Below are 16785 nucleotides of genomic sequence, written 5' to 3'. Positions count from 1 at the left end.
CCGAGCCCCTTTACGGAATCGAACCGTAGACCTTCTCCTTACCATGGAGACGCTCTGCCGACTGAGCTAAAGGGGCCTGCTCTGTGGAGCCTCGAAGAGATTACATGGCGAGCCGTAGGGCGCCGCATCGGGGGTCAGGTCAGCAGCGTCAACACTGTTTCCGCATGTCGTCCGGGGGTGCGGACGGTGCGGGCGAGCAGCCACGCCTCGAGCCGGTCCTCGGACAGCGGACGCGAGATCAGGTACCCCTGGGCGACGTCGCAGCCCATCGCCTCGAGCTGGTCCCTGGCGACGTCCTCCTCGACGCCCTCGGCCACCACGGTGAGTCCCAGCGAGTGGCCGAGCTCGACGATGGAGCGCACCACGGCCAGGTCACCGAGGTCGGTGCCCATGCCGAGCACGAAGCTCTTGTCGATCTTCACCTGGTCCACCGGGAGCTGACGCAGGTAGGCCAGCGAGGAGTAACCGGTGCCGAAGTCGTCGACGGCCAGCACGATGCCGAGCGCGTGCAGCTCGCGCAGGATCGGCAGGGCGCGGGCCGGGTCGGACATCACGCCGGACTCGGTCAGCTCGAAGGTCAGCAGCTCCGGCGGGACGTCGATGCGTTCCAGCGCCTCGACCACCTTGGCCGGGAACTCGGCGTCGGCGAGGTTGCGTACCGAGAGGTTGACCGCGACCGACATCCGCAGGCCCTCGTCGAGCCAGGAACGCACCTTGCGCAGCGACTCCTCCAGCACGAAGAACGTCAGCGCCCCGATCAACCCGGCCGCCTCGACGGCGGGCACGAACTCGTCCGGATCGAGCCTGCCGAATTCCGGATGCCGCCAGCGCACCAGCGCCTCGACACCGAGCACGTGCCGGTTCGGCAGCGAGACCTTCGGCTGGTAGTGGACGCTGACCTGGCCGTCCTCCAGTGCCTGCCGGAACTGGGTGACGAGCTGGAAGCGGCGCATGAAGATCTGGCCCATGCTCGGCACGTAGCCGCGGACCTCCTCGCCGCCGCGGGTGGCGCGCACGGCCACGTCGGCGCGTTGCAGCATGCCGTCCACGTCGACGCTCTCCCCCGCCTCCTCGGCGGCGGGCGAGGCGTAACCGATGACGGCGTTCGCCTCGACGGTCAAACGGTCCACCGGATACGGCACGGACAGCTCGACGCGCAGCCGTTCGGCGATCTCGTGGGCGGGCGCCGTGCCGTAGTCGACGAGCAGGGCGGCGAACGAGGCGCCCTCCAGCCGGGCCAGCGCGACGTCCGGTCCGAGGGTCTCCCGGATGCGCCTGCCCGCGGCGATGACCATCCGGTCGGCCCACGCGTAGCCGAGGGCGTCGCTGACCGCCGAGAACACGTCCAGGTCGATACGCAGCACCACGGAGTTCGGGTGCTCGCGCAGCGGGTCGCGGGCGATCTGCCGGAAGCCGGGCCGGTTCAGCAGGCCGGTGAGCGGATCGTGGTAGGCGTCGTGCCTCAGCACGGCCAGCAGCCTGCGGTTGTCCAGGGCGGTGGCGAGGTGGCTGGCCATCATCGACAGGAGCTGGATGTCGGACTTGCCGAAGCCCCGCCAGCGGGACAGCCGGTCGTGCGCCTCGACGACGCCGAGGAGCTGGTTGGCGCTGCGCAGGGGTACGACCAGCACCTCCTTGGCGTCCCGGTCGGCGAGCGCGGTGCGCATGGCGCCGTGCACCTCGGTGGTGCGGAAGTGGCGGACGCCGGGTCCGGTGAGGCGCAGCAGCGGGTCGTCCGGCGGTGGTTCCCCGGCGGGCTGCTCGTCGCCGGTGACGACGGAGCGCATCTGGTCGGTCGGTTCGAGGCGCAGGCGGAGCACCAGTCTGCGTGCGGAGAGCTGGTCCTTGATGCGCTCGGCGATCGTCACCCACTCGCTGACGTCGACGCCGCGCATCAGCTCGTCGGACCGTGACGCCGGGCGGGCGGCGGCCTGCTGGCCCAGCCGGGCGACCATCAGGCTGACGTCGGACATCGCCTCGGTGTCGCGCTGTTCGCGCAGCAGGTCGGAGTAGGCCCAGTAGAGCACCGTGACGCCGATCAGCACGGCCAGCACGAGTGGCCAGGCCTCCGGCGTCGCGGAGATGATCAGGTAGCCGGACAGGGCGGCGGAGGCGTTGACGAAGCCGACGACCAGGATGCGCCCGGTGAGCCGCAGCGCGGTGCCGATGCGCATCCGGCGGCGCAGCACCCGGATGGTCGCCAGCGCGAGCAGGGTGCTGACCAGCGGGGCGGTCAGCGTGCCCGCGAGCGCGGCGAGCCAGGGCATGCCGGGGTCGCCGAGGAGGGTCTGCACCAGGCCGGCGACGGCGAAGGCGCTGGCGATCTCCAGCAGGAACGCGCCGAGGTTGTAGAACACCCGGCCGGTGACGCGGCGCAGTACGAGGGTGGCGACGCCGGCGAAGACGTGCGCGGCGAGTACCACCTCGAAGGGCGCCACGAAGAAGCCGATGACGAGCGGGATCTCGGTGAAGGAGATCGTGTACGAGACGTTGCTGCGGACGTCGACGTTGATGCCGAGCTGCTCGGCGACGAGGAAGGACACGGCCAGCGCCGGGCCGATCCACCAGAGGTCCGCCGAGGGCACGAACGGCTGCCAGGCCGACACCGCGACGACCGAGAGGATGCCGACGGCGACGACCAGGGACGCGAAGAGGCGGAAGCGTCGTTCGTCGCCCCCGTCGGTCGAGGTGGATACGCCTGCACCCGGTTCGGGACGGATCGCGCCGTCACGTGAGTCCGGCATGCAGGGTCCTTCCGTCCGGTCGCAGCCGCTCCGCCGTTCGCACGGCGACCGGCCCGCCGCGCAGTGTGTCGCGCTGAGCAGCGGCCGGGTACGAACGAGTGCATCACTGTACCCCGGTGGGGGGACCGGAGCCTCGTTTCGAGCGGAAGAAGGACACCGCAGCGTCAGCAACGGTGTCAACCATGGTGACCTGCACGGACCATCGGCTGACCGGGAAGCCGGCGCCGCACGGGAAACCTGCCCCTGATGTGTGTCTCGTCACGCCGGTGGGCTTGAATTGGGCGAATGGACGACGTCGTTATCGCCGGGGAACACGCGGCCCGCCTCGCCGCCGCCGACCGGCTGCTGCCCGAGGCCGCGCCGCTGAGCAGCGGGATCACCTTCCACACCGAGAGTGGGATCGGGCTCGCCACGACGACCGGCAGCACCGACGACGACCCCGACGCCGAAGGGCGGGTGCTGACCGAGCACAGGCTGGACGTACGGCTGGCGGGTCCGGATCTCGGCGTTCCGCTTGCGGGACTGCTGATTCGGTGGGAGGAACATCTCACCTCGGCCGCGACCCCTGGCGACTGGCAGAGCACCGCCGTGGTGCTGCGGCCGAGCCGGGACACCGCGGGCTCGGCCGCGCTGTTGCGGCACGGTTTCGCGCCGGGCGTGAACGTGGCGGTACGGCCCGCGGACCGGCTGGGCAGCGGCCCGGAACCGACGCCGGGGGTGTGCCTGCGGCCGGCCGAGCGGGCCGACCTGGGCACCGCCGTCGACCTGCATCTGGAGCTGCAGCGTTACGACGCGCAGTTCGGTGTGGTGACGCCGCGCTCGGGTGCGGCGGAGACGGTGGAGCGGCGGATGAGCGAGTTGCTCGCCGCGGACGAGCCCGCGTTGTGGATCGCCGAGTTGTACGGCCGCGCGCTGGGCATGGTGCAGGTGGAGCTGCCGCCGTCGACGGACTGGACGGCGCCGTACGTGCGGGCGGACCGGGTGGGTTACCTGACCTCGCTGAACGTCGCCGAGGCGGCCCGCGGCAGCGGTGTGGGTACCGCGCTGGCCGCCCACGCGCACCAGGTGTTCGACGAGGCGGGGGTGGACGTGGCGCTGTTGCATCACGCGCTGGCCAACCCGCGCTCGACGCCGTTCTGGGCGGCGCAGGGGTACCGGCCGCTGTGGACGTACTGGTACCGCCGCCCGGCGGTGCGGTGAGGCGCTCGCGGTGCTGGTGCAGCCTGCGGAATGGCCTGACCTTCTTGCCCGGCAAGGGTTCCGGCGCGGCGGATGGCCTGCGCCGCGGCCGGGCACCCCTTACCGGTGGCGGCGGGCGCGTTCGACGCCGTCGGCGAGCTGACGCAGCATCGTGCGGGCGGCGTCGAGATCGCTGCACGAGTCGGTGATGCTGCGGCCGTGGTCGAGCAGGTCCGGTCGGCCGGTGACCAGATCCTGCCGTCCGGAGCGCAGGAAGCTCTCCACCATGACCCCGGCGATGCCGGGCTCACCATCGCCGACGCGGACGGCGAGTTCGGCCACCACCTGCTCGGCCCGCAGGTGGTCCTTGCCGCTGTTGCCGTGGCTGGCGTCGACGACGAGGCGCGGGCGCAACCCGGAGGTGCGCAGCAGTCCGGTGGTGGCGGCGACGTCGGCGGTGGAGTAGTTCGGGCCGTCGTCGCCGCCGCGCAGGATGACGTGGCAGTCCGGGTTTCCCGCGGAGCTGAGCACCGACACGGCACCGTCGGCGTCGAGCCCGCTGAACGTCTGCGGATCCGCGGCGACCCGGACGGCGTCGACGGCCGGGCCGATGTTCCCGGCGGTGGTGTTCTTGATCCCGACGGGCAGGTCCAGAGCGCTGCAGAGTTGCCGGTGAGCGGGGCTCTGCGCGGTTCGGGCGCCGATCGCCGCCCAGGTGACGAGGTCGGCGAGGTAGCCGGTGAGCAGTGGGTCGACGAACTCGGTGGCGGTGGGCATGCCGCGGCGGGCGAGGTCGCGCAGCAGTCGCCGGGAGACGGTGAGCCCGCGGTCGATGTCCTGGCCGCCGTCCAGCCCGGGGTCGTTGACCAGCCCCTGCCAGCCGAGTGCGGTGCGCGGCTTCTCGACGTAGCAGCGCAGGACGACGTGCAGGCGGTCGGCGAGTTCGCGGGTGGTGGGCAGCAGCCGGTCCGCGTATTCGAGCGCGGCTGCCGGGTCGTGCACGGAGCACGGCCCGATGATCACGAGCAGCCGATCGTCGGTGCCGTGCAGGATCGCGGCCGTGGCGGAACGGGAGGCGTCGACGAAGGCCCGGACGTCCGGGTCGGCCGGGATCGCGGCCCGCAGTCCGGCCGGCGAGGGCAGGCGGGTGCTGCGCAGCAGGCGGCTGGGAGCGGTCGGTGCGAGGGTGGTCGCTTCGGCGGGCACCGGGCGTTCCTTTCCGCGAGCCGCACCGCGCTGCCGACCCACTGCGAGGCCGGCCGGGGCCGGCTCGCCTCTACCGGCCGGGCCGGTGAGTGGTGGGTGGCGAGTGACGGGTGGCGACCCGTCAGGGCCGAGCCTAGGCATATCCGGCTCGGCGTAGGGGTGAATGTTGTGGGCGACTCACCACCATCCGGCGGGCGTATTCCCGGCCGCGAGCGGAATCACGCTCGCCAGAAGCGAACAACCTGCGGAAACAAACGCGGCTCCGGCGAAGTTGAGCCAAGTGCACTCAACACTCGAAGGAGCGCAAACATGAGCGAGAGCCGCCTCCTACCCATCCTTCCCATCGACGACGATGTCGTCTTCCCCGGCATGGTCGTGCCGCTTGATCTTTCCGACGCCGAGACGCGCGCCGCGGTGGAGGCCGCCCAGACGAAGGCCGCGGCGGCGCCGTCAATGCCGGGCATCCGTTCGGCCGCGGCAGGCCGCGCCGAGGTGCTGATCGTGCCGCGGGTCGACGGCGAGAACGCCGAAGTCGGCACGGTCGCCGCCGTCGAGCGGATCGGCCGGATGCCGGACGGTTCCTCGGCCGTCGCCCTGCGCGGTCTGCGTCGCGCCTCGGTCGGCGAGCCCGGCGAGGGCACCGGCGAGGCGCGCTGGGTCCGGTCGACGGATCTGGTGGAGGGCGAGGTCGACGAGCGTGTCCGGACGCTGGCCGCCGAGTACCGGTCGGTGGTGATCTCGGTGTTGCGGGAACGCGGGGCCGGGCAGCTCGTGGACGCCGTACAGCAGCTCGACGATCCCTCGGCCATCGCGGACCTGGCAGGCAACGCCCCGTATCTGGGCGTGGAGCGCAAGCTGGACCTGCTGCGGACGCTGGATGTCGGGGCCCGGCTGGAGAAGGCACTGGAATCGACTCGGGAGTATCTGGCGGAGCTGGAGGTCAGCGACACGATCCGGAAGGACGTCGCGGACGGTATGGAGAAGCAGCAGAAGGAGTTCCTGCTGCGCCGCCAGCTCGACGCGATCCGTAAGGAACTCGGCGAGCTGGACGGCTCCGGCGGCGAGGACGACGACTACCGCGCCCGCGTCGAGGCCGCTGATCTGCCGGAGCGGGTGCGCACGGCCGCACTGTCCGAAGTGGACAAACTGGAGCGGACCTCGGAGCAGTCGCCGGAGGGCGGCTGGATACGTACCTGGCTGGACACGGTGCTGGAGATGCCGTGGCAGGAGCGCACCACCGACGTGCACGACATCGCCGGGGCGCGCACCGTGCTGGACGCCGACCACGCCGGACTGGACGACGTGAAGGAACGCATCATCGAGTACCTGGCGGTGCGTGAGCGCCGGGCCGAGCGGGACGCGCGCGCCGAGGCGGACGCGGGCGAGGAGGCCGCCCGGCCGGGGTCGCGGCGGCATGGGGCGGTGCTGGCGCTGGTCGGCCCGCCGGGCGTCGGCAAGACCTCGCTCGGCGAGTCCGTTGCCACGGCGATGGGCCGGGAGTTCGTCCGGGTCGCGCTGGGCGGTATCCGGGACGAGGCGGAGATCCGCGGGCACCGGCGTACCTACGTCGGTGCGATGCCGGGCCGGGTGGTCCGGGCGATCAAGGAGGCGGGGTCGATGAATCCCGTGGTGCTGCTGGACGAGGTGGACAAGGTGGGCGCGGACTACCGGGGTGACCCGACGGCCGCGTTGCTGGAAGTCCTCGACCCGGAGCAGAACCACACGTTCCGCGACCACTACCTCGAGGTGGAGCTGGACCTGTCGGATGTGGTGTTCCTGGCCACGGCGAACGCGCTGGAGACGATCCCGGGGCCGTTGCTGGACCGGATGGAACTGGTGACGCTCGACGGGTACACCGAGCACGAGAAGGTGACCATCGGCCGCGACCACCTGCTTCCCCGGGAGCTGGAACGGGCCGGGCTGGAGCAGGCGGATGTGACGCTGACCGATGCGGCGCTGAGCCGGATCGCCGCCGAGTACACCCGTGAGGCGGGCGTGCGCGACGCGAACCGGACGATCGCGAAGGTGCTGCGCAAGATCGCCACGAAGGTCGCTTTGGAGGAGACGGCACTGCCGGTGACGGTGGAGGCCGCCGACCTCGACCGCTACCTGGGCCACCCTCGGCACCTGCCGGAGTCCTCGCTGCCGGAGTCGACGCAGCGAACGGCGATCCCGGGCGTGGCGACGGGTCTGGCGGTGACCGGTGCGGGTGGCGACGTGCTGTTCGTGGAGGCCTCACTGGCGGACGCGGAGTCCGGGGGCACGGGCCTGACCCTGACCGGGCAACTCGGTGACGTGATGAAGGAGTCGGCGCAGATCGCGTTGTCGTACCTCCGTTCGCGCGGGGCGGAGCTGGAGTTGCCGGTCGGCGACTTGAAGGACCGCGGCGTGCACGTCCACGTGCCGGCCGGCGCGGTGCCGAAGGACGGCCCGTCCGCCGGGGTCACCATGACCACGGCGCTGGCCTCGCTGCTGTCGGGCCGGGCGGTTCGCGGGGATGTGGCGATGACCGGTGAGGTGTCGCTGACCGGACGGGTGCTGCCGATCGGCGGGGTGAAGCAGAAGCTGCTCGCCGCCCACCGCGCCGGGATGTCGACGGTGATCATCCCGAAGCGCAACGAGCCGGACCTGGACGACGTGCCCGCCGAAGTGCTCGCCCAGCTCGACGTGCACGCGGTGGCGAGTGTCCGGGAAGCACTGGACGTCGCGCTGGCACCTGCCTCGGCACCGGTGGCGCAGGCGGCCTGAGGGCCGTCCCGTGGTGGCCCCGGCCGGGGCCACCACGGTCAGCGGTGGCGCGGTGGCCGCCTGCCGGGAACGGCAGGCAGTATCGCGGTGTCGGCTTCGACACCGGCCCTGCCACCGGTAGCGGTCCTGCCTTGGGGAGCCCTGCTGTCGGGGGTCCTGCCGGTCTGGCCGATGGCGCTGAAGACGACGGTGTCCTGTGTGTGGTCGCCACCGTCGTCACCGTCGCCGCCCCCGCCATCGCTCCCGCCATTGCCTTTGCGGCGGTTGCGGACCCGGGTGTAGACGAAGTAACCGACCGCGAGCACGACGAGACCGATGACGACCTTCTGGAAGACACCGGCGTACCCCTCGACAACGTGCCAGTTCTCCCCCAGCAGGTAGCCGGCCAGAACGAACACGGTGTTCCAGAGCAGGCTGCCGAGGGTGGTGAGGGAGAGGAACTTCCACAGCGGCATCCGCTCGATCCCGGCGGGCAGCGAGATGACGCTGCGGAAGATGGGCACCATCCGGCCGAAGAAGACGGCCTTGGTGCCGTGTTTGGCGAACCACGCCTCGGTCTTGTCGAAGTCCTCGGTCTTGACCAGCGGGATCTTGGCGATCAGGGCGCGGGTGCGATCACGGCCGAGCGCCATGCCGAGGTAGTAGACGATGATCGCGCCGACGACCGAACCGAGAGTGGTCCAGAAGAGCGCGCCGGCCAGGCTGAAGGTGCCCCTGCTGGCGGTGAACCCGGCCAGCGGCAGAACCAGCTCGCTGGGGATCGGCGGAAACAGGTTGTCCAGCCCGACGATCAGGGCAGCTCCGACACCGCCCATGGAGTCCATCAGGTCGACGGCCCAGCCGGCCAGGCCGCCCATCGACTGATCGGCCTGCGCGGTCAGCTCTGTGCTCATGGAGCCCTCTCGTGGTCGTCGGCGTCGCATCTACAACGAGGCTATGGAGCCGCTGAGTTCCGCACCCTGAGGTAATTGTCCATATTGTCTGTTGTTATCCGCAGGGTGATGCTGCGGAAAACCGCAGGGACCGCCGGTGAGAGCGCCGCTAATCTCCTTACTGTGTTCTCCGTCGCCACCGGGCCGAAACCTGCCGACAGTGCCGCCGGCGCCGACAGTGCTGACCGCACTGATGGCGCAGTCGGCCCTCGCGGGCCCGTTTCGGTCACGGTGGGTCTGGCACTGGGGGCGGTGACCGCGTTCCCGGAGTTCGCGTACGTGCTGCTCGCATGTCTGCTGTCGCCGATCCCGGCGAGCAGGCGCCAGGTGTACCGCGGCGCCCGCCGACTGGCCGAACTCGAACGCCGCAGGCTGGCCCGTTATCTCGGCGAGCAGAGCAAGCCGGCGGGCGACCGGGCGCTGACCTACCTGGCGCTGCGCTGTGTGGTGGGCGGCCTGGGTGCAGGGATCTTCCTGCTCATCGTGATCGGCCTGGCCTCTGGTGCGGTGGTGACCTGGCAGATGCTGCACGGGACCGCTCCCGGCGGCGGCTCACCGCTGACCTGGTACGACCCGTTCGTCTACCTGCTCGGCGGCGCACTGCTGGCGTTCCTCGCGGTGCAGGGCCTGGTCGGTGTCGCCTCGCTGGATCGCGTGCTGGCGGGGCGCTTCCTCGGCCCGAGCCGGGCGGAGTTGCTGCTGCGCAGGGTCTCGCAACTGGCGACCACGCGGGCGCAGGTCGTGGAGGCAGTCGACGGTGAGCGGCGGCGGATCGAGCGCGACCTGCACGACGGCGTGCAGCAACGGCTCGTGGCGCTGGGGATGCTGCTGGGCCGTGCCCGCCGCACCGATGACGCCACACGCTCGGCGGAGCTGCTCCGGCAGGCGCACGAAGAGTCCCAGAACGTGCTGCGCGACCTGCGAGAGGTCACCTGGCGGATGTACCCGATCGCGCTGGACGACGGCGGGCTCGGCGCGGCGCTGGACTCGCTGGCAGAGCGTTCACAGGTACCGATCCGGGTGGACTGCGTACTGACGGGGCGACCGGATCCGGCGATCGAGACGGCCGCCTACTTTGTCGCCTCGGAGGCGGTGAACAACGCGATCAAGCACGCCGGGTCGAGCCTGATCGAGGTGAACGTGGCGCAGGGTGCCGAACGGCTCCGGGTCAGGGTGCGCGACGACGGCTGCGGTGGCGCGGACGTTTTCGGTGGTGGGCTGTCCGGGCTCGCCCGGCGAGTGGCGGCCGTGGACGGGCAGTTCAGGGTGCACAGTCCCTCCGGCGGGCCGACTCTGGTCATGGCGGAGCTGCCGTGTCGCTCGGACCGTGGGCGGAACGACACCCACGCAGAACCGCCCGCGCCGGAGCAGCCCGGCACACCAACGACCCAGCGCACGGCAGAGCGGCGCTTCGGAAAGGGCGGTACGGATGACGGGCGGTCTGCGGGTGATCCTCGCCGAGGACTCGACGCTGCTGCGGGAGGGGCTGATCCGGCTGCTGACCGAGGAGGAGCACGAGGTGGTGGCCGCGGTCGGTGATGCCGACGCACTGCAGGCGGCGACAGCCGCCTACCGGCCGGACGTCGTGGTGACCGACGTCCGGATGCCGCCCACCCATTCCGACGAGGGCCTGCGAGCGGCGTTGCGGATCCGGGCCGGTTTCCCCGAGGTGGCCGTGCTGGTGCTCTCGCAGTATGTCGAGACGCGGTACGCGGCGGAACTGATCGGCACCGAGACGGGCAAGGTGGGCTATCTGCTGAAGGACCGCGTCACCCAGGTCGGAGAGTTCCTGGAAGCGCTGGAGCGGGTCGCGTCCGGCGGCGCGGCCTTCGACCCGGAGGTGGTGCGCAGACTCCTCGCGCGAACCACCCGCGCGGATCCGCTGGGGCGGCTGACTCCGCGGGAGCACGGGGTGCTGGAACTGATGGCGCAGGGGCACACCAATGCCGGGATCGCCGCGACGCTGCACGTTTCACAGAGCGCGGTTGAAAAGCACGTGAACGCGATCTTCGACAAGCTCGATCTGGCGCACACCAACGGATTCAGTCGCCGGGTGTTGGCGGTGCTGCGCTTCCTGGGAACGTGACGCCCTCCGGTGGGAGGAGCGAAGCCCGGCGGAGCAGCGTCTCCAGGATCTCCGGGGCGCGGTTCCACAGGATCGAGCTGCCCTCGTCCTCGATGGTGTGCAGCCGGGCGTCCGGTAGCCGCAACGCGAGGGTGGCGCCGAAGTCGGGCGAGTGGACCGGGCTGGTGTCGAGCAAGCCGTACCAGAGGTCCACCGGTGCGGTGACGTCCTCGGGACACACCGTCCACGGCGTGCTCGCCGTGACGAGGTCACGTGCGTACCCGCCGGCCCCGCCGCGGAACCCCTCGGTGAGGCAGGCCCGGTAGGCGGCGGCGAACCCGGACTCACCGTGGAAATCCCGGTCAGGGATGCCGCTGAACCGGATCACCATTTGCCACAAGGATTCCGCGGTCGTCGTGGCGGCGAACCGGCGTTCCGCGGCGGACGGGTCAGCGGCGATCGCGTCGAGCATGGCGGCCACCTCGTCGGTCACCAGGTGCCGTACGGCGGTGAGTTCGTCGGTCCCGGCGACGACGGCCACGGCCCGTGCCGGACCGGCCCCGGCGAGGGCCAGCGCGAACGGTGCGCCCTGCGAGAAGCCGACCGCGGTGACCTCTCGCAGGTTCAGCCGTCCGGCCAGTTGACCGATGTCGGCGGCCCAGGTCCGCAGCGTTCCCGCGGGGTTGGACGTGGACCGCCCGAGGCCGGGCCGGTCCACGGCAAGCAACCGGATTCCCAGCCGTGCCAGTACGTCCAGCCCGAAACCGAGCGAACCGCTCATGCCAGCGCCGGTACAGAACAGCACCGGATGTCCGTCCGCCGGGCCCCATTCCGTCCACGCCAGCATGCGTCCGTCGGCGAGTTCGATCACTCCCGCACCTCTTCCCTGTCTCACCGACCACCTTGCCGTAGCCGATCATCGGAACGAATCGAATAAATGCGTCGTGGAGCACGGCCGGGGGACGGCGCGCCGAGACCGTGCGGCGAGGTACGCCTGGAAAGATCACCTCTTCCCCGCCGGTTCTCAGGAGGTCCCACCGTGAACGCGCCGCGCGCCATCGCTGTTTCCCTTGCCACGGCGGCGTTCGCGGTGTCGTTGACGGCGTGCGAGCTGCCCGCTGGGCTGGCCGAGTCGGCCCCCGCCGCCCCGGCGGATCTCGCCGCCCTGCCGATCGCGACCGAGGACACCGGCGCGCACTACGACCGGGACGACTGGCCGCACTGGTCCCAGGTCGCCGACGGCTGTGACACGCGGGAGACGGTGCTGCGCGCGGAGGGCCGGGAGGTCACGACCGGCGGGAGCTGCGCGATCACCGGCGGCGAGTGGACGAGCGTCTACGACGGGCAGACGATCACCAGCGCCCGCTCGCTGGACGTGGACCACATCGTGCCGCTCGCCGAGGTGCAGCGGTCCGGGCGGGTGGAGAACGGTCGCCGGGTGGGCCCCCGGCAGTGGAGCCGTGAGGACCGGCGGCGCTACGCGAACGACCCGGAGGTGCTGGTCGCCGTCTCGGCGAAGTCCAACCGCTCGAAGGGTGACCAGGACCCGGCGAAGTGGCTGCCGGATCTCGACCGGTGCGGATACGCCCGCGACTGGGTCCGAGTGAAGGCGAAGTACGCGCTGTCGGCCGACCAGGCCGAGCACGACGCGCTCGCTTCCGTCCTGGCCGTCTGCTGAGGCGACCGGACGGGATCGCTTACCCCGCAACGCTTTTCCCGCAACGCCTTCCCGCCGCGCTTTCCCGACACGCCGCGTGATCACATCGCGCGGATCTCCGCCTCGGTGGTCGCCTCGGCGGCACGCATGAACCTGAGCAGCACGGCCAGTTCCGCGTCCTCGAACCCGTCGAGGTCACGACGGTGCCGTTCGTTGAGCGACTCGTACAGCGCACCGACACGCTCGACGCCCTCCGGCACCGGTTCGATCACCACGCGCCGCCGGTCCGCGGGGTCCGGCACGCGGCGGACGTACCCGGCCCGGTCCAGCCGGTCGATCATGCGTGAGGCGGATCCGGTGGTGAGGTTGACGCGCTTGGCCAGTTCCCCCGGGGTGGCCGGCCCGTGGTTGGCGAGGACGTAGAGAGCCTGCAGATCGGTCCAGGTGACGCCGAGACGGTCGGCGATCATGCCGTTGAGCTGCAGGATCGGAATCTGCCAGCCCGCCAGAGCGGTGAGCACCCCGGAGGTCAGCTCCGCACGATCCGTCTCGCCCACATTGACTCCCACCCTCGACCGAATTACTGTGCCACACATTAACTGCGTGACACAGCTACTGCGTACCGCCGTACGTTCTCGAGATGGTGCCACGCCGTGACGCCCACCGAACCCGGAGGCCCGATGACCGACGCGCCGATCGCCACCTGCCCTTTCGCCGCAGGCACCCGCGGCCTCGACGAACCGGCCCCGGTCCGGGCGGAGATGCGGGCGGCCGGTCCGGTCGTCCGGGCCGAGGCTCCCGCGGGCGGCCCGGTCTGGATCGTCACCGACCCGGACCTGGCCCGGGCCGTCCTCGCCGACCCGAAGGTCAGCAAGGACACCGCACTCGCCCCGCGCACCTGGGGCCGGTGGACGGCCGGCTTGGAACCCTCCGCCGCGGAGCAGCCGGCGCTGACCACGCTCGAAGGCCAGGCGCACGCCCGGCTGCGGCGGGCCCACGCCCCGCTGCTCGGCGCGAAACGGATGACCGCGAGCTATCCGCGCATGGTGGCCATCGCCCGTGACCTCCTCGCCCCGATCGCCGGCGAACCCGTCGACCTGATGGCCGACTTCAGCACCCGTTACCCGTTGACCGTCCTGTGTGAACTGCTCGGCGTGCCGCTCGACGGTGTGGACACCGCGATGACGGCCTGCCGCGGAATGCACAGCCAGGACCAATCCGAGGTGGCCGCGGCGATGAGCGCCTTCACCGAACTCGCCACGGCGGCGCTGAACGGTGGTGCCGGGATCGCGACCGAGCTGGCCGCACGGATGCCCGGGGACACCAGCCGCGAGGACCTGCACTACCAGATCTTCGCGCTGCTGTTCGCGGGCCAGCTCACCACCGACCCCGCGCTGGGCTTCCTCGTCGCCCGCCTGCTGGGTGACCCCGGCTCACTCGCGGCACCCGGCTCGTCCACCGCGGTCGACGAGGCCGCCGTCGGTGAGGTGCTGCGCCTGCACCCGCCGGCGCCCTTCACGCTCTGGCGGTTCACCACGACCGAGATCGAACTCGCCGGGATCCGCCTGCCCGCCGGGGCGCCCCTGCTGATCGACATCGAGGGGGTCAACGCCGTCACCGCGCCGGGCGGGCAGGACCTGGCCTTCGGCGCGGGGCCGCACTACTGCATCGGCGCACAGCTCGCGCGGCACGAGTTGTGCGCACTGGCCGAGGTTCTCCGCACCCGCTACCCCGCGGCCCGGCTCACCGTGCCGTACGCGGACCTCCGGCGGATCGAACCGGGCGGGATCCTGGGCAGCAGGCTCGCCGCCCTGCCGGTCGTTCTCCGCTGAGCACCGCACGCCGTTCGTCGGTCGCCGAGGACGGTCGTGAACCCGCCGCCGACGGGTCTGCGAGCGCGCCGTGGATGAGCCAGGATGGCTCGGACACCGGAGGGCGGAGGGCCATGGCGCGGATCACGGCGGACAACGGGGACCCGATCGACTATCGGGAGTACGGCGACCCGGGTGGACGTCCGGTGGTACTGCTGGCCGGATTCACCGCCCCGGCGACCTCGTGGCGTTACCAGCTCCCGGCGCTCGCGAACGCGGGTCACCGGGTCCTCGCCGTCGACCTGCCGGGCCACGGGACGACCGGCGCGCTGCCGCCCGGTTTCACCATGCGGAGCAGGGCGGCCGCGGTGCGCGTCCTGCTCGAGGAACTGGATCTGCGGGACGCGGTGCTCGTCGGCGGATCCATGGGCGGCAACACGATCTGGGCGTACGCGACGACGTTCGGCACCGACCGGCTCGGCGCGGCCGTCGTCATCGACCAGACCCCGAAGATGCTCAACAGCCCGGACTGGGCACACGGCTTCTACGGCTACGACCGGAGCAACGCCGACACGTACTTCGCCGAGGGGGTGCCCTCCACCGGGCACGGCACCCCGTTCTGGCGACGGGGAATGCGGCTCGTGCGGCTGCTCCGGACCGTCCGTGGTGGACGGCGGGCGTTCACGCCGGAAGAGCTGGCGTTGCTGGACGACCACGCGAAACGCGACTGGCGGGACACGATCGCCGGCACGGCTGTTCCCGTCCAGTTCATCGCGGGCGCGGAGAGCGAGTTCTGGCCGGCCACGCACGCGCACGCCGCCGCCGCGCTCGCGCCGCGCGGCACCGCCGTGGTCGTCGCCAGGGCGGGCCACGGGACGAACGTGGAGCAGCCACGCGCGGTCAACCGCGAGCTGCTGCGGTTCCTGGCCGGCCCGGCCCACTCGTGACCGGCCGGCCCCGCCGCGGCTACTCGAGGTGGATGGCCAGTGCTGGGCACACGTCGGCCGCGTGCCGGACGTCGGCGGCCTGCCCCTCCGCCGGTTCGGCGTCGAGCAGTACGACGACCCCGTCCTCGTCCCGCTGGTCGAACACCTCGGCGGCGGCAACGACGCACTGCCCCGACGCGATGCAACTGTCCTGATCGACGCTGACCTTCATCCGCGTTCTCCTTGCTGTGTGGTGGGTTCTTCCCGTCACCAGGTGACGGGGAGTTCGTACACGCCGTACACGGATCCGTCGTGCTTGAACGGAATCCGGTCCAGCTCCGTGGCCAGCCGCAGGGTCGGCACGCGGCGGTACAGGGTGCCGTAGACGAGTCGCAGTTCGAGCCGGGCCAGTGGCTGGCCGAGGCACTGGTGCACGCCGAAGCCGAACGCGACGTGGTGCCGGGCGTCGCGCTGGATGTCCAGCCGGTCCGGGTCCTCGAAGGCGTCCGGGTCCCGGTTGCCGATGTCGTTCGGCACGATCAGCCCGTCGCCCGCGCGGATCACCTGCCCGTCGAACTCGATGTCCTCCAGGGCGACCCGGCGGCGTCCGTTGTGCGTGATGTGCAGGTATCGCAGCAGTTCCTCGACCGCGGAGGCGACCAGCGCGGGATCGTCGGTGTCACGGAGCAGGGCGAGCTGGTCGGGATTGCGCAGCAGTGCCAGGGTTCCGAGGGCGATCATGTTCGCCGTGGTCTCGTGCCCGGCGATCAGCAGCAGCACGCCCATTTGCGCCGCGTCCGCCCGGGCCAGCTCGCCCGCGGTGATCCGCTCGCCGAGCTGGGACAGCAGGTCCTCGCCCGGGTGGGCGATCTTCTCACCCAGCAGATCGTCCAGGTAGGCGATGAGCCTGCCGTGTGCGGCGGTGCGTTCCTCCGGCGGCACGCTCATCGTGATCAACTGCTTGCTGTTGTCCTGGAAGAAGTCGTGGTCGGCGTACGGCACGCCGAGCAGTTCGCAGATCATCAGTGAGGGCACCGGCAGTGCGATCGCCTGGACGAGGTCGGCGGGTTTCGGGCCGGCCAGCATGGCGTCGATCCGCTCGTCGATGATGCGCTGCAACGCCGGGCGCAGTGCCTCGACCCGCTTGACGGTGAACGGGGCGGTGACCATGCGCCGCAACCGGGCGTGCTCGGGATCGTCCATCAGGATGAAGCCGACGCCGGGGCCGCCGGGCCGGATCGGTGCCGGGCTGGGGTAGCCGGGGCGGTTGACGTCCGAGCTGATCCGCCGGTCGGCCAGCAGGGCCCGCTGGTCGGCGTAGCGAGTGACCAGCCAGGGCGTGCTGCCGTCCCACAGCCGGACCTTGATCAGCCTGCCCTCGTCCTGGGTGGCCCGCAGGGCGGGTGGCGGGTCGAACGGGCAGCCCGCCGCCCGGGTCATCGGGTACCCGGCAATTCCGTCCGGAGTGTTCGCGGTCGGGTCGAGAATGTCGGTCATCGTTGTCCTCCAAGGGAAAC

At 71.4% G+C, this 16785-nt stretch carries 13 protein-coding genes, 1 tRNA gene and 1 pseudogene; 7 read left to right on the top strand and 8 right to left on the bottom strand.

Features of this window, described 5'->3' with window-relative positions:
• Positions 1-3: 3 nt before the first annotated feature.
• Both CFN78_RS00980 and CFN78_RS00975 read right to left on the bottom strand, forming a co-directional pair.
• A tRNA-Thr gene (locus CFN78_RS00980) sits at positions 4-76 on the bottom strand.
• 58 nt (positions 77-134) lie between these two features.
• Positions 135-2744 (bottom strand): bifunctional diguanylate cyclase/phosphodiesterase, encoded by a 2610-nt coding sequence (locus CFN78_RS00975; protein WP_094860608.1) that lies wholly within the window; start codon positions 2742-2744, stop codon positions 135-137.
• Between the two features lie 285 nt (positions 2745-3029).
• On the opposite strand from CFN78_RS00975, the gene CFN78_RS00970 reads away from it, so the two are divergent.
• Entirely contained in the window at positions 3030-3944 is a 915-nt protein-coding gene (locus CFN78_RS00970) for a GNAT family N-acetyltransferase (protein ID WP_094860607.1), read from the top strand.
• A 99-nt stretch (positions 3945-4043) separates the two neighbouring features.
• On the opposite strand, the gene CFN78_RS00965 is transcribed toward CFN78_RS00970, so the two are convergent.
• Positions 4044-5129, bottom strand: a complete 1086-nt coding sequence (locus CFN78_RS00965; RefSeq protein WP_240519187.1) for a 3-deoxy-7-phosphoheptulonate synthase — start codon at positions 5127-5129, stop codon at positions 4044-4046.
• Between the two features lie 309 nt (positions 5130-5438).
• Here CFN78_RS00965 and lon point away from each other — a divergent pair, with 309 nt between their 5' ends.
• Positions 5439-7877, top strand: a complete 2439-nt coding sequence (lon, locus tag CFN78_RS00960) for an endopeptidase La (protein WP_094860605.1) — start codon at positions 5439-5441, stop codon at positions 7875-7877.
• Between the two features lie 254 nt (positions 7878-8131).
• Here lon and CFN78_RS00955 read toward each other — a convergent pair.
• Positions 8132-8770, bottom strand: a pseudogene (locus tag CFN78_RS00955) (DedA family protein); the annotation flags it as partial.
• A 291-nt stretch (positions 8771-9061) separates the two neighbouring features.
• Between CFN78_RS00955 and CFN78_RS00950 the strand changes: the two are divergent.
• Both CFN78_RS00950 and CFN78_RS00945 read left to right on the top strand, forming a co-directional pair.
• Positions 9062-10348 carry a sensor histidine kinase gene (locus CFN78_RS00950; RefSeq protein WP_338065503.1) on the top strand — a complete coding sequence of 429 codons (1287 nt, stop codon included), beginning with the start codon at positions 9062-9064 and terminating at the stop codon, positions 10346-10348.
• Entirely contained in the window at positions 10251-10895 is a 645-nt protein-coding gene (locus tag CFN78_RS00945) for a response regulator (protein WP_094861041.1), read from the top strand. The genes CFN78_RS00950 and CFN78_RS00945 overlap by 98 nt, the downstream gene beginning before the upstream one ends.
• Here the strand turns inward: CFN78_RS00945 and CFN78_RS00940 are convergent.
• Positions 10852-11769 (bottom strand): alpha/beta fold hydrolase, encoded by a 918-nt coding sequence (locus tag CFN78_RS00940; protein ID WP_205660389.1) that lies wholly within the window; start codon positions 11767-11769, stop codon positions 10852-10854. The genes CFN78_RS00945 and CFN78_RS00940 overlap by 44 nt on opposite strands.
• Before the next feature lie 144 nt (positions 11770-11913).
• Here CFN78_RS00940 and CFN78_RS00935 point away from each other — a divergent pair, with 144 nt between their 5' ends.
• Positions 11914-12552 (top strand): HNH endonuclease family protein, encoded by a 639-nt coding sequence (locus CFN78_RS00935; protein WP_240519185.1) that lies wholly within the window; start codon positions 11914-11916, stop codon positions 12550-12552.
• Positions 12553-12632: 80 nt separating this feature from the next.
• Here the strand turns inward: CFN78_RS00935 and CFN78_RS00930 are convergent, their stop codons facing one another.
• Positions 12633-13088 (bottom strand): MarR family transcriptional regulator, encoded by a 456-nt coding sequence (locus CFN78_RS00930; RefSeq protein ID WP_205660388.1) that lies wholly within the window; start codon positions 13086-13088, stop codon positions 12633-12635.
• Between the two features lie 123 nt (positions 13089-13211).
• On the opposite strand from CFN78_RS00930, the gene CFN78_RS00925 reads away from it, so the two are divergent.
• Entirely contained in the window at positions 13212-14363 is a 1152-nt protein-coding gene (locus tag CFN78_RS00925; protein WP_240519184.1) for a cytochrome P450, read from the top strand.
• Between the two features lie 113 nt (positions 14364-14476).
• Entirely contained in the window at positions 14477-15289 is an 813-nt protein-coding gene (locus CFN78_RS00920; protein ID WP_094860600.1) for an alpha/beta fold hydrolase, read from the top strand.
• A 19-nt stretch (positions 15290-15308) separates the two neighbouring features.
• On the opposite strand, the gene CFN78_RS00915 is transcribed toward CFN78_RS00920, so the two are convergent.
• Positions 15309-15500 (bottom strand): ferredoxin, encoded by a 192-nt coding sequence (locus tag CFN78_RS00915; RefSeq protein ID WP_094860599.1) that lies wholly within the window; start codon positions 15498-15500, stop codon positions 15309-15311.
• 35 nt (positions 15501-15535) lie between these two features.
• On the bottom strand, positions 15536-16765 hold the full coding sequence (locus CFN78_RS00910; protein ID WP_094860598.1) for a cytochrome P450: 1230 nt from the start codon (positions 16763-16765) through the stop codon (positions 15536-15538).
• Between the last annotated feature and the right edge of the window lie 20 nt (positions 16766-16785).

This window comes from Amycolatopsis antarctica (assembly GCF_002262875.1).
In the GTDB taxonomy this organism is placed as follows: Bacteria; Actinomycetota; Actinomycetes; order Mycobacteriales; family Pseudonocardiaceae; genus Amycolatopsis; species Amycolatopsis antarctica.
This window is presented reverse-complemented; position numbering and strand designations above follow the sequence as displayed.